We start from the raw sequence: 20,623 nt of genomic DNA on the forward strand, positions 1-20,623 counted from the left end.
AATTTTAAAATGTTTGGCTAAAAATGGCTGTTTGTGGTATATCGCCCCACAAACGCGCATCAAACGCCATACTAATATTACGAATAAAAGAGCGGCCTTCGGGCGTCACTTTGAGGTGATAGGGCTCGATGCTGACAAGGCCATCTTTTTCGGGCTCTTCTAGCCGAGCGAGCGCTTCGTACAATGCTTGGCATTGGTCTTTGGCATCGAACCAAGTGGTTTCAAAATGACACATCAACTGCAAAATATGGCGTCGTAGAATCAAATCCTCCCGCGTCAGAACGTGGCCTCTGAAAATCGGTAACTCGTTTGCGTTGAGGCGTTCGTAGTATTTCTCGACCGTTTTTTCGTTTTGACCGTACCCCCACCAACAATCGCCGATGGCCGATACGCCCAAGCCAACCAGCAAACGCGTCTGGGTGGTGGTATAGCCCATAAAATTGCGGTGGAGTTTTTTATGCTCAAGGGCCTGATAAAGCGTATCGGTTTTGAGTGAAAAGTGATCCATCCCGATGTCGTGATACCCCACAGACTCTAAGGCATTACGACAGGCTTCATAAATCGCTAATTTTTTGGCGGCATCTGGCAAATCGGCCTCGGTAAATTTACGTTGACCTGGTTTTACCCAAGGCACGTGGGCGTAGCTGTAAAGCGCAATGCGGTCGGGGCGAAGCTGAATCACGTCTCCGATGGTTTGGGTCATTCCCTCCACCTGTTGTTGGGGCAATCCGTACACCAAATCATAGTTAACCGACGTGTATCCAATTTCGCGCGCCTTTTCTGTTACGTGTTTTACTTGTTGGTACGTTTGAGGGCGATTGATGAGGTCAAGAATAACGGGATTGAAATCTTGCACCCCAATGCTAATTCGACGAAAACCTAGTTCAAACAACGTTTGGAGGTGCGCATCGGTGGTACTAGCTGGGTGTGCTTCAAACCCAAATTCGTGCTCAGGATGGATGTCGGCTTTTTCAAACAAACCCGTAATCAACGTTCGGAGATTTTCAGGGCTAAAAAACGTGGGCGTTCCACCACCTAAGTGCAACTCACGGATTTGGGGGCGATTGGGTAGAAAATCGAGATAAAGTTGCCATTCTTTCAAGACGGCCGCAATGTACGGTTGTTCTACTTTGTGATTGACCGTAATGCGGGTATTGCAGCCACAGTAGGTGCATAAACTTTCGCAGTACGGCAAGTGAATATAGAGGCTAATGCCCTCGGACGTATTGCTGATTTCAAATATATCTTTTACCAAGTCTTTCCAACGAGTTTCGGTAAGTGGGGTTTTATCCCAATAAGGCACTGTTGGGTAACTGGTGTAGCGAGGCCCAGGCACGTTGTATTTCTGAAGTAGTTGCGTGTTCATGGTAAATAGGTGTTTTACCAAAAATGCACCCTATTGGAAAAGTAAAATATGACATTGGTCAGGCTGATTGGAAAAATGTCAATGATTGTTTTTATTAAAATATAAGAAAAAGCCTTCAATCGTTTCACCGAAACGATTGAAGATTAGCCTCGGAGAGGCATAACGTTTGTAGTAAAAGATATGAAAACAACCCTATCTCCCCCCATGACAAATAGGAATCTCCCGATTTTCTAAGCCCAAAATGGGCCAGCCTGTTACTTCTAAGCCACGGAGAATGAGCACGATGGCAACAACAGCCACAAAAGCGGGCATCCATTGGCGAGCACGGCTGCGGAGAGAAGTAGAAAAAAGGTTTTTTACAAATGCCACGGCACTCATAGCGGGAAGGGTGCCAAGTCCAAAGGTCGCCATAAAAAGTGCCCCGTTAGTAGGGCCTCCCGTGGCTACGGAGCTAATGAGTGCCATATAGACCAGCCCGCAGGGCAAAAGCCCATTGAGCGTACCGAGCATAAAAAGGGAGCTAAAACTGCGTTGGTGCAGGAGTGTTCCTAGTTGTTTTTTTATCCATTGTACCCCTTTTTGAAGAAAAGAAGGCGTCCCGAGCTGGTCGAGCCAATGGGAAGAGTACGCCACGGCAGCCAGCATAATTACTCCCGTACCAATCGACAAACTACGCTGGAGTCCTGCCAGATTGAGCGCATTACCAACAAAACCGAGCAAAAAACCGAGGAGGGCGTAAGTAGTAGCTCGACCCAGGTTATACAGTACTATTCCGCCCAATTTTCCCCATTTTGAGCGTTGATGTACGGGGAGTGCCAGTGCAATCGGCCCACACATCCCCACGCAGTGTAGGCTGCTCATTAGTCCGAGGGAAAAAGCTAAGTAAAACATGGTTTTGAATGTCGAGATTATGTGTGGAGGGTTTCTCAAAACCCGACGTTGACGAGCTGTTTCGTGCTGAGGGTTGTGAGCAACCCTTGCCACCTTTAAATATTGAGTGTTTCTTCGTTCCAGTATCCGATGCCGTTGGCTTGCCAGTCGATTTGGAGCTGGTAGCGACCCGTATGAATTGATTGACTCGGAATAAACTGCGTACCGTCGGTTCCAACTTGAATAGGCACCGACCTGTCTTTTCGATTGTCGGCGGGGCAATAGAGGTTGATTTTTCCGCTAATGCCCTTTAATTCAGTGGGGTAATGGATACGAATGCCCGCATCCGTTACTTCCCACGATAGGGGAGTAGCTAGTTGTTTGGCGCGGTTGATTTTATCAATCTTGCCTTGAAATTGTACTTCTTCCTCGTAATAATTGTCGGTGACGAGGTCAATTTTTTGGACGATGCTCATCCCGACCATCGCTAGTATCATTAAGACAAATAAGCCATAAAAAGCCCAGATGCCTGTTCCCCAAGATAGTTTCATAATTGTAATGTTTATTCTTCTGGTGCAATGAAGGTTGTTTTAAATTCTTCCAATTGTTTGCCGTTGGCGTAAATTCCCAAGGAAACATCGGTGCGGCGTTTGGAGATTTCCGATTTTGGAATCGTAATAAATACCGAACCTTCGACCATTCCAGCGGCTTCGAGGTTGAGATTAGGAATTCCCGCAAATTTTAAGGTGCCTTTGGGGAACAATAACTTCATCTCAGGCTGGATGGGGTGATTGGTTTTATTGAACAATTTGAAGGTATAAAGATTGCTAATGGTACCGTCGGGGTTTTCGATGAATCGAGAACCTGGAGCGCGCAAAAGCGTTGTTTCCGTGTCGTTTCGGGTAAAAATAGCGTAACCCAGACCCACCCAAAGCGCCGTCAATACAACCGCATAGGCAATGGTACGGGTAGTGATGAGTTTGCTTTTACCCGAAGAAATATTGTTTTCAGAATCGAAGCGAATCAAGCCTTTGGGGAGATTCACTTTTTCCATAATGTTGTCGCAAGCATCGATACAGGCCGTGCAGTTGACGCACTCCATTTGGGTACCATTGCGGATGTCGATACCCGTTGGGCATACGTTGACACACTGAAAACAGTTAATGCAATCGCCAGCGGTACGTTCGGCACCTTTACGGAGTTTTTCACGTGGCTCGCCACGTTTATAATCATAGGCAATCACGACCGAGTTTTTGTCAAGCAACACCCCTTGCAAGCGTCCGTAAGGACAGACAACGGTACAAGCTTGGTCGCGTAGCCAGGCAAAATTCCAGAAGAAAACCATGGTGAAAGCGCAGATGCCCAAAAACAGAGTCAAGTGGTCCGCGATTGGCTCCAAGATGATGCGTTCGAGGCGGTCAATCCCTACAAAGTAGCTTAATAGCAGATTGGCAATGGCAAATGACAATGCCATGAAAATAACCGCTTTGAGGGCTCTTTTGGTGATTTTTTCGCTGTTCCAAGGTGCTTTGGCGAGGGCACGCTGGGCTTTCCAGTCGCCTTCGATGAGGTATTCGATTTTACGGAAAACCATTTCCATAAAAACCGTTTGCGGACAAGCCCATCCGCACCAAACCCGCCCAAAAACGGTGGTAAAAAGAACAATAAAGACAAAGAAAGAAATCATCATTAGCCCAAAAAGCCAATAGTCTTGGGGGCCAATGAAAATTCCGAAAACGATAAACTTACGCTCGAGTATGTTGAACAAGAAGAGGGGTTGGCCATTTACTTTGATAAACGGCAAGGCAAACATCACAGTGAGCTGGAAGATGGTGAACCAAACGCGGCGGTTGTGCCATTTTCCAGTTGGTTTTTGAGGGTAAAACCAATTTCTTTTCCCAGTGGTGTCATCGACCGCCGCAAAACTATCGCGGAACGATTCGTCGAAGTCGGGGTGTGTATCGAGGGGTTGCATGATGAGAATGTAATTAGGAGTGTCGAGTGTAGAATGCAGAGTATCAAGTGAAAATTAATTCGATATTCTGCATTCTACACTCGACATTTACTTAACAGCTACAGTACTATCCGCCGCTGCGGTAGTTTCGGTATAAATTTCTCCTTGAGGAGCTTTCGGGTTCGCGGGCTTTGTGCCTTTGATGGAGATGATGTAACTAGCAACTTGTTGCATTTTGAGTGGGTTCAATTGTTTTTCCCACGAAATCATCCCTTTTTCGGGTACACCGTATTTGATGGTTTTGAAGACATTCTTGATACCGCCTCCGTGGAGCCAGTATTCGTCGGTAAGGTTGGGGCCTACAGTTCCACCACCATCGGCAGCGTGACAAGCGGCGCAGTTGGCCGTAAAAATGGCTTTACCTTCCTCAATTGCTTTGGCATCGGAGGCCAACGTAACGGTATTTTCGTTGATTTTGGCCGCTGCTTTTTCAAGGAACGCGGTTTTCTTCGCTTCTACCACTTGGCTTTCCTTTTCGAGTTCGGCCATCGGTAAATCTCCCCAACCTGCCATGTGATAGATAATGAGGTAAATCACGGCAAATACAATCGTACCTTGGAACAAGAACGCCAACCAAGGTGGCATACGGTTGTCGAGTTCGTGGATGCCGTCGTAGTCGTGACCTTTGATAAGGATGCGTTGTTCGTCGGCGAGTTTTACGCCAAAACCCGTCCAACGTTGCCACCAGCGATCACTGAAAATCGGCGCAGATTCACCGCGTAAATCTTCTTTTACTTCTGCATCTCCCTGAGGAGCGGAGATTTTACGGAGAAGCATCATCACTTGCACTAAGAGCACGAGCACGGCCAAAATGACCACAACCAGCAACATGATGATGAGGTAGTTGACCAGTTCTTTGTTGCCTGCTTTGGGGGCTTCGGCGGCTTGGGCAAACACCATTGACGAAACTAAAAGTAACGCAAGAGTTGCAAGTCCACGGCGAACGGTGCCGTCTTCGAGGGGCAATTGGCTTATTTTTTGGACGGTTTTCTTGTCAAGTTTTACAAGGTACCATACCAATCCTACAAAAACGGCCGCAAAAATCAGTAGTCCGATGAGCGGATAGATCGCCACTCCGTCAATCGCCTGGAGATAGTTTCTGAATTTCATGATTTTTATTGTTTTTTGATGTCAGTACCTAAGCGTTGCAAGTAGGCAATGAGCGCAATGATTTCTTTGTCAGCTTTGGCTTTGATACCGTCTTTTTTGAGACTTGCCACGATGCCATCGGCTTGTTTTTGAGCGTCGGCAATGGCTTGGTCTTCAAACCCGTCTTCGTAAGGCACACCGAGGGTACGCATGGCACTGATTTTGGCGGGAGTGGTGCTCAAATCAAGCGCATCCTCAAGCAACCAAGGGTACTTAGGCATGATAGAGCCAGGCGACATGCTCGTTGGGTCTTCCATGTGGTTGTAGTGCCATGAGTCTGGGTATTTTGCCCCCACTCGGTGCAAATCGGGTCCTGTACGTTTTGAACCCCACTGGAATGGGTGGTCATAGACAAACTCACCTGCTTTTGAGTATTCACCATAACGTTCGGTTTCGGAACGGAACGGACGAACCATCTGAGAGTGACACGTATAGCAACCTTCACGGACGTAAATATCGCGACCTTGGAGTTCGAGGGCAGTGTAAGGTTGCACGCTTTCGATGGTTGGTACGTTGGATTCTACCATGAAAGTAGGCACAAGTTCAATGACACCCCCGATGATAACAGCTACCAACGAAATAACGGTAAAGAACACAGGTTTACGTTCAAAAATACGGCTGTGCCAGAATTCGTTGGCGGGAGGATTCCAGATAGATTTGAGCGAAGCCGCACGTGCTGTCTCGTTGGCGATAAGTTTTCCACTAAGGGCCGTCATGGCTAAGTTGTACGTACCGACCAAGAAACCGACCAAGAACAAAGTACCACCCACACCACGTAAGATATAGAAAGGCACAAGCTGCGTAACGGTTTCGAGGAAGTTCGGGTATTTCAAGAAACCTTCTTCGGTAAATTCTTTCCACATCGACGATTGTGTCCAACCTGCCCAGTACATCGGTACGGCGTAGAAAATGATACCTAATGTGCCAATCCAGAAGTGAAAATTGGCCAATTTTTGAGAGAACAACGGACGTCCGTACAAACGTGGGAACAACCAGTACATGATGGCAAAGGTCATAAAACCGTTCCAGCCAAGCGCTCCTACGTGAACGTGTGCTACAATCCAGTCGGTATAGTGGGCAATGGCGTTTACGTTTTTCAACGAAAGCATAGGGCCTTCAAAGGTGGCCATCCCGTAGGCGGTTACCCCTACTACCATGAATTTCAAAACCACATCCTCACGAACTTTATCCCAAGCACCACGGAGTGTAAACAAACCATTAATCATACCACCCCACGAAGGAGCAATCAACATTACGGAGAACACCGTACCCAACGATTGTGCCCAGTCAGGCAAAGACGTATAAAGTAAGTGGTGAGGGCCTGCCCAGATGTATAAGAAAATCAGCGACCAAAAGTGAACAATTGACAATCGGTACGAATAGATAGGGCGGTTAGCCGCTTTTGGCAAAAAGTAGTACATCAAGCCCAAATAAGGAGTTGTTAGGAAGAATGCCACCGCATTGTGACCGTACCACCATTGTACCAAAGCATCTTGCACCCCAGCGTACCAAGAATAACTTTTAGTAAGAGAAATCGGAAGTTCAACGCTGTTGACCACGTGCAACATCGCCACTGTGACAAACGAAGCCAAGTAAAACCAAACCGCAGCATAAATGTGCTGTACACGGCGGTTGACCATGGTCATGACGAGGTTGAGAAGCGCGGCTACCCATACCACCGCAATGGCAATGTCAATCGGCCATTCGAGTTCGGCGTATTCTTTTCCTGTGGTAAGTCCTAAAGGCAGTGTAATGGCGGCGGCTACGATGATGAGTTGCCAGCCCCAGAAGTTGATGTTGGACAACAACTTACTGTACATTGGCGTGCGGAGTACCCGTGGTGCCGAATAATAAAGCCCCATAAAGAAACCGTTACCGACAAAAGCAAAAATGACGGCGTTGGTGTGAAGGGGACGTAACCTACCAAACGTAGTGTAGGGAATATCGAGGTTGAGGGCAGGAAATGCTAACTGAAACGCGATAAGTACGCCCACCAGCATTCCGACGATCCCAAACACGATAGAAGCAATGGCGAAATTCCGTACGATGGTGTTATCATACTGAAACTCTTCCATGTCAACGGTTGAGGTTGTTTTGGAAATTGGTTCCATGTTGAATTTGAGGAGTTTATGATTAAAAAGGATGAACTATTTTTCGTTGTCGTCGAATAAAATCCGAATCGAAGGAGTGTAATCGTCGTCGTATTGTCCTTGGCGTACCGACCATACAAAGGCGATTAAGAAGCCGCCTGCGACAAACAGACTGATGCAGAGCAGGATGATGAGAGCACTCATAGACGTGTGTATGTTTGAGAATGTTGAAATTGGACCAGCTTGTTAGGACTGACGACTCCCAAAAGTAGGTTTGGAGGGGCGGGATTAAGATGAGGGAAGTCAGTCCTCAAAACTGACTTTGGTCAGTTTTAGTAGATCTGTGTACCTTTGCCGAACTATCTTCGTGGATTAATGAATATCTTATTTTTTAAACTGACCATTATTCCGTTGGTCATTGGACTGATTACGCTGATTAGCCGTAAGTGGGGGAATCGGGTAGGAGGGGTGGTTGGGAGTATGCCTTGGGTAGCGGGGCCTATCTTGGTGTTTTTTATTTTGGAGCAAGGCAAAGACTTTGGCATACGCTCTATTCCAGGCATTTTGATGGGAATCATTGCGCTGGTGAGTTTTTGTTACTGCTATGCGTTGTTTTCCAAACGGATGAAGTGGTTACCAACGTTGCTACTTTCGTACGTGGCTTTTGCCCTCACTGCTCTCGTGTTGGATGCAATTCCGCTGATAATTTGGGGGATTTACGGCTTGGCTTTGGTCGTGATTACGATTGCCTTGTATTATTTTCCTCGTCCTTTAGTAGGACAAGCGGCTCCTTCCCGAGCGAAGCCACCGAAGTATGATTTATTGTTTCGGATGTTGGTCGCGACCCTTTTTGTGTTGACCATCACGGGGCTGGCGGCTATTTTGGGGCCTAGCTGGAGTGGTGTCCTGACGCCTTTTCCTATCCTGACCTCTATTTTGGCCATTTTTAACCATTATTTACAAGGCAGTACGGCGGCAATAACGGTCTTGCGAGGCATTATGATTGGCCTCGTTGGCTTTACGACGTTCTTGTTTTTGCAGGCGTTTTTGCTCCACGAGTTTTCGGTCGTGGTAGCGTTTCTGATAGCGCTGGTGGTCAATGCCGTGATTAACCTAGTTTCGAGCCGTATGTGGGGGTAGTTAGGGAAAGAGAGATTTTGCTACGTTGGTTTTACTAATTTTAGACCAAACTCCACTAAATGGTCAAAATCGCCATCGGTTGTATGTAGTTCCATATCCAGATAGATAGCGATGGCTGCTATCCATAAGTCATTTTTGCCCATATTGCGAGCTGACAGCCCTTTTGGCAAGCGCTGATTTTGTAATTTATCCTGACTATAGGCATCTACTTCTGCATAAATACGAGTAATTTCTCGATTGAGGTCAGCAATAGGGTAATTATCAAGAAGGTGTTCGAGGAATTTAACTTTTTGATAGCCCCAATCCGCTTTGAGGGCAAAGGCTTCTAATTCGCCTACAACAACAATTGGGATAACCGCACGAGTAGGTAGGGGTTTGTTGAGGCGTATATGCTTGATAATCAAATTGGTATCAAAAATCATTGGTCGTTATCAAGCATTTTTTCCATGTCTTTCCATTCGGCTTCAGAGAACCCTAAATTGGGCATAGGTAGAGGCTGCTTAGAGGCTACTAAATCAAAAAAAAGTTCCGTGCCAACGGCTTTAATGATGGCGGGATCATAGACATTGCTTTGCCCTTTCTTCATCTTAGGCACTCTAACCCCATTCACTATAAAAGCGTCGGGCGTCTCAGTTATTTTGTGAGTTTGAATTGCCATACTGTTCTTATTTGTTAACAAAAATAGAATATATCTGTGAAATCTATTAGTCATTCACATACAAAAACCGCACAGGCTTCTTCAATAGTTCAGGATATGGAGTACAAATTTGTGAAATGTGTCGATGAACATTTCCCCCTCACAACCGACGCGCAGCAGCAATGCGACTAGAAATTGTGGTAAACAAGACAATTGAAATCGAACTGGCTGGCATCAAAATCGCGGCAACGACGGGCGAAAGATTTCCCGTAAGGGCAAAACTTAACCCAATGATGTTATACACAACCGAAATGATAAAGCTCTGAATCACGATGTTGCGGCCCGCTTGGGCTAGACGAACAAACTGAGGTAGCTTTGAAAGTTGGTTTCCTTCCAAAATCCCATCGCAGGCGGGCGAAAAGTTGTTGATGTTGTCGGAGACGGCAATGCCTACGTCGCTTTTGATAAGTGCCCCCGCATCGTTCAAGCCATCGCCCACCATCAAGACTTTGTGGCCTTGCTTTTGTAAGTTTTCAATAAATCGAAGTTTATCGTCGGGCTTTTGATTGAAATTAAGCTGCTTGAGCGAGCCAAATAATTCACTCAATAGTTCGACGTCGGTAGGCTTATCGCCTGACAACAAATAGGTGTTGTAATGCTTCTGTTTTAAACTTTTGAGGGTATCAACGAGGTTGTCGCGGTATTGGCTTTGAATGTCGAAATAACCCAATATTTTGCCATCAAACGAAAAATAAACGTGGCTGCTGTTGCTGTCTTGAAGGGGTGTAACTTCTTGGTTTTCAGTAGAAACATAAGTTGCGGAGCCTAGCCGTACCGTAACATACTCGCCTAGTTTACCCTCAACGCCTTTTCCTTCCACTTCCTGAAAATCGCTCACCATTTTTTCGTGCGGAACGTGCTGCAACGACTTGGCAATCAAGCGACTCAACGGGTGCGACGATTGCTCGCAAAGGGTACGGACGATTCGTTGTTGAATGTGGGTAAGTGGTTTGCCAATAAACTGAACATGCGCCGCGTCAGGCAACGTAAGTGTTCCTGTTTTATCAAAAACAACGGTGTCGATTTTAGACAGATTTTCAATGATTTGGGCGTTTTTGAGGTATAGCTTATTTGACCCAAACATGCCCAACATATTACCGTTGGTAAACGTATCGGAAAGTAACAGCGCACAGGGGCAGGCCACAATCAAAATCGTCGTGATGGCGTTGATGCCTCGTGGTAAGTCCCCCAAAACGGCCCAGTACGCCAAAGCCCCAAACCCCAAGAACAACAACGCCCACGAAAAGTAATAATTGATTTTACCCACCATTGTCTGTTGGGCATTTTTTTGTTGTTGAGAAGCGGAGTCGTTGTTCCAAAGCTGCGTCAGATAACTTTGCGATACTCGCTTGGTCACTTCGACCTCAATCGCTCCCCCGATTTGGCGGCCACCTGCATAAATGAGTTCATTACGCGTTTTTTCAATGGGCGTAGATTCCCCCGAAACAAAACTGTAATCAATCATCGCGCGCTCGCTCACAAGGCGTACATCGGCAGGAATCAATTCTTTGTTACGAATCAAAATCTGGTCGCCAGGCTGTAAGTCGGTTACTAGTAATTGGTGATTGGTGACTGGGGATTGGGGGTTGGGGTTAGATACCTCCTTCGTCGGTATGACAGAAGGAAAGTCTTCGTCCCTTGCCCCTTGCTCTCTGTCCCTTGCCTCTTGCCCCTTGCCCTTTGCCTCTTGCCCCTTGCCCATCGCCCCTTGCCCTCTGCTCAACAACGTCACTGCTACGGGAAAGTAGGACTTATAATCGCGGTCGAACGAAATAGCGGAGTATGTTTTGTCTTGAAAATACCTTCCCAATAACATAAAGAACACAATACCCGTCATGGAGTCGAGGTAACCAACGCCCGTTTGGGTGCCGATTTCGTACAAACTCCGCACGAACGTGACCAAAATGGCCAATGCGATGGGCGCATCAATGTTGAGGAAGCGTTCGCGGATGGATTTCCAAGCAGAAACGAAGAAATCGGAAGCGCTGTAAAAAAATACGGGCAAGGCCAATACCACACTGAAAACGCTAAACATCGTCTGCAAATGATGGTCGATGCGGGTATCTCCCAACCCAAAATAATCGGGGAAACTCATCATCATGACGTTGCCAAAAGCAAAACCCGCAATCCCGATTTTGTACAAACGTGTACGGTTGGTTTTGGGAGCTTTCTGCGCTTCGATGTCTTGCAAACTAATGTAAGGTTCGTAGCCGATGTAGGTGAGCAATTCGGCAAGTTTGCTAAGGCTAATTTTTTGTTCGTCGATGACGACACGGGCTTTCTTTTCGGGGAAATTGACCAACGACGAAATCACGCCTTCGTGCAAGCGGTGGAGATTCTCCAACAAATACACGCACGAACTGCAGTGCATTTGAGGAAAAAACCAGTTGACGTGCGTTTGACGACCGTCGGTAAATTCAAGGATTTTATCGTGAACTTCGGGTAGGTCTAAGTACGCGTATTTGCCTGCGTAGTAATTTTTATCGGGAGATACGCCTGGGTTTTGGGTCAGGTCGTAGTAGTTGCAGAGTTGATTTTCTTGGAGAAGTTCATAAACGGTTTTGCAACCTTCGCAGCAAAACGGCTTATCGTCATGCACGATGACGTGGTCTTCGCAGTCGGCACCGCAGTGGTAACATTGAACTTCTACGGTAGGTGAAATGGATTGCGACATAGAATGGGTATTTTGTAGTGAGTCAAAAATGCAACACAACCGAGCGGAAGGATATGACCAAAGTCAGTTTTGGGGGCTAATATTGGTCAGGATTTGTGGGTTTTAGTGCTTCCCGATAAGAACGAACTTCGATTTTAACGGCAAATAGGGGGGATATGGGCGGAATGAGGTTGTTTTGTCCCAAAAACAAACATCCATGAAAACACCTTCATCTGCTTCGCTCCGCCGCTACGACCTCGATTGGCTGCGGGTTATTTGTATCATTATTTTGCTCTATTACCACGTTGGAATGATTTACGTGCCTTGGGACTGGCACATCAAAAGCACCGAAAAAAGCGAAGTCATGCGCTGGGTGATGATTTGGTTGCATTATTGGCGAATGCCTCTGTTGTTTTTCATTTCGGGCGCGGGTACCTACTTTGCCCTTCGCACCCGTACGCTGGGGGGATATGCGTCTGAGCGCGTAAAGCGCTTGTTTGTGCCGCTCGTTTTTGGGATGTTCGTCATTGTACCACCTCAAATTTATTACGAACGGATTTTTAACGGAATTCACTTTGCTTCTTACGCCGATTTTTACCGAACCGTGTTTGACTTTGCTCCCTATCCCAAAGGGAGTTTTAGCTGGCATCACTTATGGTTTGTTGCCTATTTGTTTCTGTACTCACTTATTAGTATCCCACTATTTGGTTGGTTAAAAACTCCCCAAGGTGAACGTTTTGGTCAAATAATCGAAAAATGGGGTTCTTATAAAGGAGGAGTATTGGCTTATGCATTGGTGTTGATTGTGAGTCAAGTGGCGCTCAAACCGTATTTTCCCGAGGAGACTCACGCGCTGTTGGACGATTGGGCGTATTTTACCTTCAATTTGTTGCTGTTTTGGGGTGGGTATTTATTGGTAAGTCGGCGGGTACTCTGGGAGGAAATGGCACGTCAACGTCGTATTTATGGCCGTGCTACGCTATTTTCGACGATTGTTTTATATACTTTGTACAGCTTACGACGGTTTGTGTATCCCGCCTGGGATGATGCAACTTGGTACGACGTCGTTTGGGACATCAACGCTTTTTGTTTGACGTGGTTTTCGGTCGTCGCGACTGTGGCCTACGGCTATCAATACCTCAATCGCCCGCATCCTGTGCTCAGTCAACTCAATGAAGCGGTCTATCCGTTTTACATCTTGCACCAAACCGTCATTGTCGTGATTGGTTTTTATATCCTAAAGTATAACATCGGTGTTTGGCCTGGTTTTCTTTTGGTAAGTACTTTGTCTTTACTTATTAGTATAGGACTTTATTGGTTGATTATCAAGCGAATAAAAATTTTACGAGTCTTCTTTGGATTGAAGTAATAGTTTCGCAGTTTGCGTCAGAGACGCTAAATATTCAGTCACATGCAATACCCGTTGCCCGAAACTTTTGCCGATGGTACCACGGTCGAAATTCGATTAGAAAAAGAAAGTGTGCTTTATGAGCGAAAAATTACGTGGACGACGGGGTTGATTGAGCAACAAGTGGCGGCGTTGGCTTATTCGGGCGAAAACCTTTTGAGGGATGCAGAGGTAGAAAAGGCAAAGTTGCCGCCTTTTGCGTTAGCGTTTTATAAGTTTTTGTTTTTCAAAGGGCAACTTCCTACCGAGCAAGAACTTTGGACGCAGTACTTAATCGCGCATTTTGGGGTGCTGGATGAAACTCGGATTCACTATTTTCGGAAAGGGACGTGGCGTGTTTACAATGCCGATGCGGTGAAAGCAAGGTTGTTGCGCAGCTTTCCGTCGTTGATTCGAGACTTTCATTTTTTTGTACTTTGCCAAGAATCGGGGCGGTTTCAAGAAGTAAAATATTCCTTGCGCGACGACTATTTCAACGGCGTGGACCTGACTTTAACCTACCTCAATAAAACGTTTCGAGTAGCAGTCATGCTCAATTCCGAACGGGCAAGGCAGTTTAAAGAACAAAAATACAGTCGCCATGCCGCAACGTCCGAACAAGAAGTGGTTATGCTTTTTGATTTGCCCCGAAGCGAACAAAACAAAGGGAAAATAAAGCTATTTTCGTCCCAACACATCCAACAACTCATCACTGAATTAGAAAAAAGAACGCATGAATTACCACGTATTTGACGATTACGAAGCCCTTTCAGAACACGCCTCTGAGTTTATTTTGAACTACGTTCGCCAGAAACCAACGGCGACGATTTGTGTAGCCTCGGGTGAAACACCATTGTTGACCTTCCAAAAAATTGTAGCCAAAGCCCAGCCTGGCGATTTTGACCAAGCGACCTTTGTGGGCTTGGACGAATGGGTCGGCATCTCGCCCGACAACCCTGGAAGTTGCCGCTCGTACATCGACGGGCCGTTGATTAAACCTCTTGGCATACCTGCCGAGCGCGTTTCGTTTTTTGACAGCCTCACCGATGATTTGGCCGCCGAGTGCGACCGTGTCAACGAATTTATCGCAAGCCGTGGCGGCTTGGATGTGATTATGGTGGGAATTGGAATGAACGGGCATTTGGGCTTAAACGAACCTGGAACGTCGTTTGAAACCTATGCGCACGTGTCTGATTTAGAGGAGGTAACGGCTTCGGTAGGGCAAAAGTATTTTGAGTCAAACACCCCATTAACGCAAGGAATTACGGTGGGACTGCGCCATGTGTTAGAGGCAAAAGTTGCTATTGTCATCGCCAACGGAGCGAAGAAAAAAGCGATAATTGAGCGCGTCCTCAACGAACCCGTAGGCGAAAACCTACCCGCTTCGGCCTTGAAACTGCACGCCAATAGCTACTTATGGGTGGATGCAGCGGCTAATCCCGCTTAGATTTTATGTCTTATTTTTCTGCAACTGTCAAAATGAAAATGCTCATTTTGACAGTTGCTAAAGAACATCCCTTATCTCTTCTTTCTTGTCAAAAACACTTTTGGCAAACGGGCACAGAGGGATTATTTTTAAGTTTTTTTCTCGTGCAAAATCTACGGCAGCCATCACCAGTTGTAGCCCTACATTTTTGCCTTTGAAATCGGGATTTACCTCTGTGTGGTCAATAATAAATTTGTCACTCCCCGCCCAAGAATAAGTCATTCTACCAGCTTCTTTACCATCTTCCGAGGCTTTAAAAAAACCTTTAGATTCTCTGTTAAATTGTTCAATAGTCATGGTTGAGTTGTTTTTTAAATTTTAAATGTTGGATAAGGAACAAAGTCAGTTTCGCCCGAAATCTTAGGGAAAGTTTGATTTTTCCAATCTTGCTTTGCTTGGGCCAATCGCTCTTTTCTTGATGACACAAAGTTCCAATCAATAAATCTTTCCTCAGGAAATGCTTCTCCACCAAAAATATAGACCGTAGAATTTGCGGCCATATTGAATTGGCAAAGTTTTGTGTCTTTGGCAATCAATAGTTGTTTTGGTTCATACACATTGCCCTCACTCGAAATGGTGCCATCAAGGATATACAAGGCACTTTCTCCGTAAAGCATACCGCCAATGCTCACTTGGGCGGCTTCTTTACTTTTTATCTCGATAAAATAAAGTGGACTATGCACTGGCACAGGGGAAGTTTTCCCAAATATTTCGCCAGCAATTAACTTAAATGACAAACTTCCATCTTCCCAATGCGGTATATCTTCGGCAGGGATGTGGGTAAAAGAAGGCGCCATTTCTTCTAATTCTTTTGGTAAGGCCACCCAAATCTGTAATCCGTGGAGCGTTTTTGAGGAATCTCGTAGCCGTTCGGGTGTTCTCTCAGAATGCACCACCCCACTGCCTGCGGTCATCAAATTAACTGCACCAGGTTGTATCTCTAGCTCACTCCCAATACTATCGCGATGGAGGATTGCTCCTTCAAATAAGAAAGTAAGGGTAGAAAGACCAATGTGCGGGTGAGGTAACACATCCATATTTTCCCGTTCACTCATTTTTACGGGGCCCATGTGGTCAATAAACACAAAGGGACCCACCGACCTTTTTTGGCGAAAGGGAAGTAGCCGCCCCACCATAAAGTTGCCGATGTTGGCTGCCCGTTCTTCTATAATTAAATTGATGTTTGACATAATTGACCAGATGATAGGTTTATTGGGATTCCCATCCTAGATTTTTTTGCGAAGGGCATCAAACAGCCCCGCCGTAAAGGCACCAAGCGGAACGGTTGACATGATTTTTAAATCGTCCATGAGCGTGGTGTCTTCATCCAGAAAGGCAAATAAGCGTGGCGTTGGGTTTTTCTGGTAAAGCGCGGTAAATACCTCTTTTCCCGAAGCACGACTTTTGAGAAGAACGTTTAGCAAGGTGCTGTCAAGTAGGTCTTTAAAGCGTTTTTTGAGGGAGCGTTTTGGGGGAAGAGGCTTCCCAATGGTGACCAAATTTTTGACCAATTCACGCGTAAAACGCTGCGTACGCTGAAACGCATAACCCGTCGAGGCTTTGACGTAACCCCCTCCCGTACCAATGCGAAAAACATGCTCTCCGTCCAGCGAAGGCGTAGGTTCGTCGGTCATTGGAATAACGCCAAACTCTTCGTGTTCAATCCGAAAGTCGCTGATTTTTAGGAACTCCTTGATGTAAGCATGAAGTTCGGCGTCGTATTCGGTTGTGGGCAGAAGTTTGTCCGAAAAAATGGTGTATTCGACCATCGCCCGCGTTGGACTTTCGGGCAACACATACATAAACCGTACGCCAAGGCCGCGTTGTTCAACCCGATAATCCATCATAACGGGACAATTGGGGTCAAAAATAGGTACGTCGGTTTCGATTTCCCACCCTTTAAAATGTTGCAGCAGGTTATGGCAATCGGGTAAATTTAGCTTCAACGAGTAGGTACTATCAAAGACGTAACCGCCCAGGTATTGGTTGTGTTCGGTGATGATAAAGCCACCGTTGGGTGTGTCTTTGACCCGCTCGATGCGCTCTTGAACGAAGGTAATGTTGGGATTTTTGGCTAAATCGGTTTTGACAAAGGTGTAAAAATCAATCCCTCGCAGCCATTTGTAGGAATAAGGCCCTAGCTCAAGCGCCGACGAAAAGTTTGTTCCATGAAAATACACCTGATTCCATTGGCGATGCACAATCGAATCAAACGGACTTTGGCGGTCTTTTTCCCAAAAACACCAAGTCCGATCATTCTGGGACTTGGTGTCTTGGTCAATAATGAGGATGGATTTATCGCGCAGTACTGTTTGGTTCATGTAATAAGCCAAACTAAGTCCTGCTAATCCGCCTCCTGCGATGATGAAGTCGTAGTTTTGCAAAATTATTGATAGTGTCCACGTAACGATAAGACGATGATATCCTCTTCTGTTACTTTGTAAATCAGTCGATCTTCGTCATTTATTCTCCTTGACCAGCATCCTCGAAAATCACCTTTGAGAGGTTCGGGTTTGCCTATGCCTTCAAAAGGTGTTCGCCTAGCTTCCTCTAGCATTCTAAAAATACGCTGCAATGTTTTAGGACTTTCGAAAAGCCATACTTGAACCTCGTCAAAGGCTTTTTCTTTGAACTTAACGTTGCGCATTTTTTTTGTATTTTTCAAAGCCTTCTAGCCCTTCAGCCAAAAGATTTTCGCTGAACTCAGCCAATTCATTCTCTTTAAAGACATAAGCGTCGGGAGAGTTTAAAGCCTCGTTTAATTTTTTTATCATGACAGGATTTGAAACAACCCCTTGTTCTTCTTCCACTGTCAACTTAAGCCGACGGCCTTTAAACAAACTTCGGAGCGACTCCAGAAAGTTTTCGTTTAGTTCATCTGCGTCTATTTCGTAAGTAACGGTCATGGATGTATAACAATTAAAGTGAAAACTTGCTTAAATCGGTACGTTGACGTGGCGTTCAGAGTGGTAACTCGAACGGACCAACGGCCCCGATTCCACGTATTTTAAGCCACGTTTGAGCCCTTCCTCGCGGTACATCGCAAAGGTATCAGGGTGAATCCACTCAATCACCTCGTGGTGCATTTTGGTCGGTTGCAAATACTGACCCAATGTAAGAACGTCCAAACCGTGCGCTACTAAGTCGTCCATGGCTTTAAACATTTCTTCTTGGGTTTCGCCCAAGCCAAGCATGATGCCCGATTTGGTGCGTTTTCCGTAGGCTTTGGTACGTTTGATTTGTTCCAAACTACGTTCGTATTTGGCCTGTGGACGTACGGCACGGTACAACCGAGCCACGGTTTCGACATTGTGCGACACCACTTCTTGTCCTGCCGAAATCATCCGTTCCAGCGCTTCCCAGTTGCTTTTGGTATCTGGAATAAGTGTTTCGATGGTAGTAGCGGGGCTAAGTTCTTTGGTCAAAACCACGGTTTGGTGCCAAATTTCGGCGCCACGGTCTTTCAATTCGTCGCGGTTGACCGACGTAATAACGGCGTGTTTTACCCCCATTGTTTTGATGGCTTCGGCCACGCGGCGTGGTTCGTCGGCATCGTATTCGTTGGGGCGGCCTGTGGCTACGGCACAAAACGAGCAGCTGCGGGTACAGACATTCCCCAAAATCATAAACGTGGCGGTACCTTCGCCCCAGCATTCACCCATGTTAGGGCAGTTTCCACTTTCACAAATGGTGTGGAGTTTATTGGTATCCACAATCGTCCGAACTTTACGGTATTCTGGCCCAGTCGGAAGTTTAACTCTTAGCCAATCGGGGCGTTTTTTACGCTCAGATGCGATAACAGGAAGTTCTATCATTGCTTTATTGCGTGATTTATCACGAATTGTAAACGGTTCATTAAGGTTTGGGCACATACTCGGTGCCCGAGGTGGTTCCAATGCGCCTCATCCTTGGCTCGACAACAAATCCCAGCGCGTTCTAGTTTCGCAATCGCTTCTGGTACGTTGCCAAGTATCTCAATTCCATTTTGTTGCATCAATACTTCGTACGGTGTTTTTGATTGGGTGGGACGAAGTAGCGGTGCATCAACGGGGAAGCTAACGAGTGTGGCATTGTTTTTTTTACAAATTAACTTAATTTTTTGAATGCCTAAGTCAGTTATTTTTTCTGCTTGATGATAATCTGCGGGCTTAAATTCCTCATCTTGAGCCTGATTAGCGGCTTTTTGAGAGGATGAGCCTTGGAGTAAAATCTTTATTTTGGGAAGTAAAAACGAAAGCAATTTGGAGTGATTGACCAAAAAACGGGCAAGGGAATTTTGGACGGGATTGGCATAATATATCCTCCCTTGCAGGTTGAGATAAGGCCGCCGTTGTTGGTTGTTATGGTAAATACTCGCTTTTTCCAAGTCAAAACTGTTGTTGATAAAGTCGTTTTCGCAAAACTGAAGAACCACCACGTCGGGTTTGATTTTGCCAATGACTTGTTCGAGTTGCATGGCTTCTTGGAGCGTGCCGTGTCCGCCCGTGCCGTTGGCAAATACTTCAAAAGAGAGTTGTTTTCCTAAAAGAGAAAAATAGGTGCTATCGTCGGAAACATCAATGGCTTGGGTGAAAGAGTCGCCGATAAAAAGGACTTTGGGACGGGTAGAGGTCGTATAACCAAACCGACGAAAACCGTCTTGATTGGTGGTATATAAAAGCGAATAGGGCTGCCCGCAACCATCCACTTTGGCAAGCTCATAGCGGACGTTTCGTTGGGTAATCCAGCCCAAATACGAATCTGATTGGAGGTAACTGAGGCCCTTTTTGGCAAAGAACCTCATGCCCATTTCAACAATCCCTAAAGTGACGATGCAAGAGAATAAAAAGAGTAAAGCGTTCTGAAACAGGGACTTCATTTTTTATTTCCAAAAAACAACGTCACGTAGCCCGACGTAAATAAGCTACGGTTTTCGGCAAAAGGAATAATGACGGGAGCCTTGCCAAAAAGCTCGGTCAAAAAGCCAATTTCCACGCCTGTGAGGTTGCTACGAAAGGCACTTAACTCAAAACTAAAGCCAAGTTTGGCGTTGATACCAGGAATAATTTTAGAATTACCTAAGCCTTGGAGAATATTGCCAGAACCAAGGATATTGCCCAAATCGGTATGTTTGAGGGGGTCATAAGCTTCGGTACGAACTACGCCAGGACGGACTTGGTACTGAATATAATAGGGTTTCAAAATGCCGAGCGATACCCCCGCAGCAAGAATACCGTTGATGGAAATTCCTTCGTCGTTGTTGCGATTCGATAAGATGATTTCACGACCGTATTGGGGGCGTAAGACAAAAAGATAGTTTTGTTTGCCAGGCGTAAAACGTGCGCCCGTATTGCTTGACTGCGACAATTCTTTCGGGTGACGAACATTAACAAGCTCAAGACCTAAATAGCGGTATTGATGGCGACCAAAAAGCTCTTTGTCGATTTGAGAAGAATGACGAAACACAAAACCACCCAGTAAGCCTGAGTTGGTGTTGGTGGTTACTCCATAGGTAGTAATGGAACTGTATTCTTCTTCGCCGTCGTCTTCGGCGTTGGTTTTAGTACGGCGTTGTTGGCTCCATGCAGCTTGTACAAGCAAGAGCAAAGCAAGGGTTATGGTCGAAACAGCTTTCATCTGACTTTGCAAAAATTTTACTTAAACCTACCAAAAATACCTGTTATAGTCAAGTTAATTTACGTGAAAAGGTATAAAAAAGTTGCGTTTATAAGTGTGGAAGATAAACTATTTTCGGGTACGAGTGGTTCAGAATTTTTTCATAAACCGTAAAT

The 20,623-nt window shown here is 45.8% G+C and carries 22 protein-coding genes; 4 read left to right on the forward strand and 18 right to left on the reverse strand.

Annotated features, from left to right (window positions below; all coding sequences use genetic code 11):
• Positions 1 to 4: 4 nt before the first annotated feature.
• The 7 genes from hemN to ccoS form a co-directional block, all read right to left on the reverse strand.
• Positions 5 to 1,366: an oxygen-independent coproporphyrinogen III oxidase gene (gene hemN, locus AC23N5_RS08705; protein ID WP_487755250.1), complete on the reverse strand. Its 1,362-nt coding sequence runs from the start codon at positions 1,364 to 1,366 to the stop codon at positions 5 to 7.
• 192 nt (positions 1,367 to 1,558) lie between these two features.
• Positions 1,559 to 2,257 carry a sulfite exporter TauE/SafE family protein gene (locus AC23N5_RS08710; RefSeq protein ID WP_487755251.1) on the reverse strand — a complete coding sequence of 233 codons (699 nt, stop codon included), beginning with the start codon at positions 2,255 to 2,257 and terminating at the stop codon, positions 1,559 to 1,561.
• A gap of 95 nt (positions 2,258 to 2,352) precedes the next feature.
• The gene (locus AC23N5_RS08715) at positions 2,353 to 2,787 is read right to left on the reverse strand and encodes a FixH family protein (protein WP_487755252.1); all 435 of its coding nucleotides are present in this window, start codon (positions 2,785 to 2,787) and stop codon (positions 2,353 to 2,355) included.
• An 11-nt stretch (positions 2,788 to 2,798) separates the two neighbouring features.
• The gene (gene ccoG / locus AC23N5_RS08720) at positions 2,799 to 4,211 is read right to left on the reverse strand and encodes a cytochrome c oxidase accessory protein CcoG (protein ID WP_487755253.1); all 1,413 of its coding nucleotides are present in this window, start codon (positions 4,209 to 4,211) and stop codon (positions 2,799 to 2,801) included.
• An 87-nt stretch (positions 4,212 to 4,298) separates the two neighbouring features.
• On the reverse strand, positions 4,299 to 5,360 hold the full coding sequence (locus AC23N5_RS08725) for a cbb3-type cytochrome c oxidase N-terminal domain-containing protein (RefSeq protein ID WP_487755254.1): 1,062 nt from the start codon (positions 5,358 to 5,360) through the stop codon (positions 4,299 to 4,301).
• Positions 5,361 to 5,365: 5 nt separating this feature from the next.
• The gene (gene ccoN, locus AC23N5_RS08730; protein ID WP_487755255.1) at positions 5,366 to 7,510 is read right to left on the reverse strand and encodes a cytochrome-c oxidase, cbb3-type subunit I; all 2,145 of its coding nucleotides are present in this window, start codon (positions 7,508 to 7,510) and stop codon (positions 5,366 to 5,368) included.
• Between the two features lie 36 nt (positions 7,511 to 7,546).
• A complete protein-coding gene (ccoS, locus tag AC23N5_RS08735) occupies positions 7,547 to 7,693 on the reverse strand; it encodes a cbb3-type cytochrome oxidase assembly protein CcoS (protein WP_084332276.1) in 147 nt (48 codons plus the stop codon).
• A 171-nt stretch (positions 7,694 to 7,864) separates the two neighbouring features.
• Between ccoS and AC23N5_RS08740 the strand changes: the two genes are divergently transcribed.
• Positions 7,865 to 8,629, forward strand: coding sequence for a hypothetical protein (locus tag AC23N5_RS08740; protein ID WP_487755256.1), 765 nt, complete (start codon positions 7,865 to 7,867; stop codon positions 8,627 to 8,629).
• A 20-nt stretch (positions 8,630 to 8,649) separates the two neighbouring features.
• On the opposite strand, the gene AC23N5_RS08745 is transcribed toward AC23N5_RS08740, so the two are convergent.
• The 3 genes from AC23N5_RS08745 to AC23N5_RS08755 all read right to left on the reverse strand — a co-directional run bounded on the left by AC23N5_RS08745 (position 8,650) and on the right by AC23N5_RS08755 (position 12,000).
• Positions 8,650 to 9,051 (reverse strand): PIN domain-containing protein, encoded by a 402-nt coding sequence (locus AC23N5_RS08745; protein WP_487755257.1) that lies wholly within the window; start codon positions 9,049 to 9,051, stop codon positions 8,650 to 8,652.
• Positions 9,048 to 9,287 (reverse strand): hypothetical protein, encoded by a 240-nt coding sequence (locus tag AC23N5_RS08750; protein WP_487755258.1) that lies wholly within the window; start codon positions 9,285 to 9,287, stop codon positions 9,048 to 9,050. The genes AC23N5_RS08745 and AC23N5_RS08750 overlap by 4 nt, the downstream gene beginning before the upstream one ends.
• Before the next feature lie 139 nt (positions 9,288 to 9,426).
• The gene (locus tag AC23N5_RS08755) at positions 9,427 to 12,000 is read right to left on the reverse strand and encodes a heavy metal translocating P-type ATPase (protein WP_487755259.1); all 2,574 of its coding nucleotides are present in this window, start codon (positions 11,998 to 12,000) and stop codon (positions 9,427 to 9,429) included.
• 196 nt (positions 12,001 to 12,196) lie between these two features.
• On the opposite strand from AC23N5_RS08755, the gene AC23N5_RS08760 reads away from it, so the two are divergent.
• The 3 genes from AC23N5_RS08760 to AC23N5_RS08770 are packed head-to-tail and all read left to right on the forward strand — an operon-like array spanning position 12,197 to position 14,813.
• Positions 12,197 to 13,348, forward strand: coding sequence for an acyltransferase family protein (locus AC23N5_RS08760; RefSeq protein ID WP_487755260.1), 1,152 nt, complete (start codon positions 12,197 to 12,199; stop codon positions 13,346 to 13,348).
• Positions 13,349 to 13,390: 42 nt separating this feature from the next.
• Positions 13,391 to 14,119, forward strand: a complete 729-nt coding sequence (locus AC23N5_RS08765) for a hypothetical protein (protein ID WP_487755261.1) — start codon at positions 13,391 to 13,393, stop codon at positions 14,117 to 14,119.
• The gene (locus AC23N5_RS08770; protein ID WP_183973490.1) at positions 14,100 to 14,813 is read left to right on the forward strand and encodes a glucosamine-6-phosphate deaminase; all 714 of its coding nucleotides are present in this window, start codon (positions 14,100 to 14,102) and stop codon (positions 14,811 to 14,813) included. Before AC23N5_RS08765 ends, AC23N5_RS08770 begins: the two co-directional genes overlap by 20 nt.
• Positions 14,814 to 14,870: 57 nt before the next feature.
• Here the strand turns inward: AC23N5_RS08770 and AC23N5_RS08775 are convergent, their stop codons facing one another.
• From AC23N5_RS08775 to AC23N5_RS08810, 8 genes are read right to left on the reverse strand one after another with little or no spacing between them, the layout of a single operon-like run.
• Positions 14,871 to 15,149 (reverse strand): GNAT family N-acetyltransferase, encoded by a 279-nt coding sequence (locus AC23N5_RS08775; protein WP_183973492.1) that lies wholly within the window; start codon positions 15,147 to 15,149, stop codon positions 14,871 to 14,873.
• A gap of 14 nt (positions 15,150 to 15,163) precedes the next feature.
• Positions 15,164 to 16,042, reverse strand: coding sequence for a pirin family protein (locus tag AC23N5_RS08780; RefSeq protein ID WP_487755262.1), 879 nt, complete (start codon positions 16,040 to 16,042; stop codon positions 15,164 to 15,166).
• A 36-nt stretch (positions 16,043 to 16,078) separates the two neighbouring features.
• Positions 16,079 to 17,236, reverse strand: coding sequence for a lycopene cyclase family protein (locus AC23N5_RS08785; protein WP_487755263.1), 1,158 nt, complete (start codon positions 17,234 to 17,236; stop codon positions 16,079 to 16,081).
• A gap of 2 nt (positions 17,237 to 17,238) precedes the next feature.
• Positions 17,239 to 17,499 carry a Txe/YoeB family addiction module toxin gene (locus AC23N5_RS08790; protein WP_487755264.1) on the reverse strand — a complete coding sequence of 87 codons (261 nt, stop codon included), beginning with the start codon at positions 17,497 to 17,499 and terminating at the stop codon, positions 17,239 to 17,241.
• Positions 17,486 to 17,758, reverse strand: a complete 273-nt coding sequence (locus tag AC23N5_RS08795; protein ID WP_487755265.1) for a hypothetical protein — start codon at positions 17,756 to 17,758, stop codon at positions 17,486 to 17,488. Before AC23N5_RS08795 ends, AC23N5_RS08790 begins: the two co-directional genes overlap by 14 nt.
• A 30-nt stretch (positions 17,759 to 17,788) precedes the next feature.
• Entirely contained in the window at positions 17,789 to 18,667 is an 879-nt protein-coding gene (lipA, locus tag AC23N5_RS08800) for a lipoyl synthase (RefSeq protein ID WP_183973498.1), read from the reverse strand.
• The gene (locus tag AC23N5_RS08805) at positions 18,664 to 19,710 is read right to left on the reverse strand and encodes an SGNH/GDSL hydrolase family protein (RefSeq protein WP_487755266.1); all 1,047 of its coding nucleotides are present in this window, start codon (positions 19,708 to 19,710) and stop codon (positions 18,664 to 18,666) included. The genes lipA and AC23N5_RS08805 overlap by 4 nt, the downstream gene beginning before the upstream one ends.
• On the reverse strand, positions 19,707 to 20,468 hold the full coding sequence (locus tag AC23N5_RS08810) for a hypothetical protein (protein ID WP_028525320.1): 762 nt from the start codon (positions 20,466 to 20,468) through the stop codon (positions 19,707 to 19,709). The genes AC23N5_RS08805 and AC23N5_RS08810 overlap by 4 nt, the downstream gene beginning before the upstream one ends.
• Between the last annotated feature and the right edge of the window lie 155 nt (positions 20,469 to 20,623).

The organism is Runella sp. R5_40, from assembly GCF_057652295.1.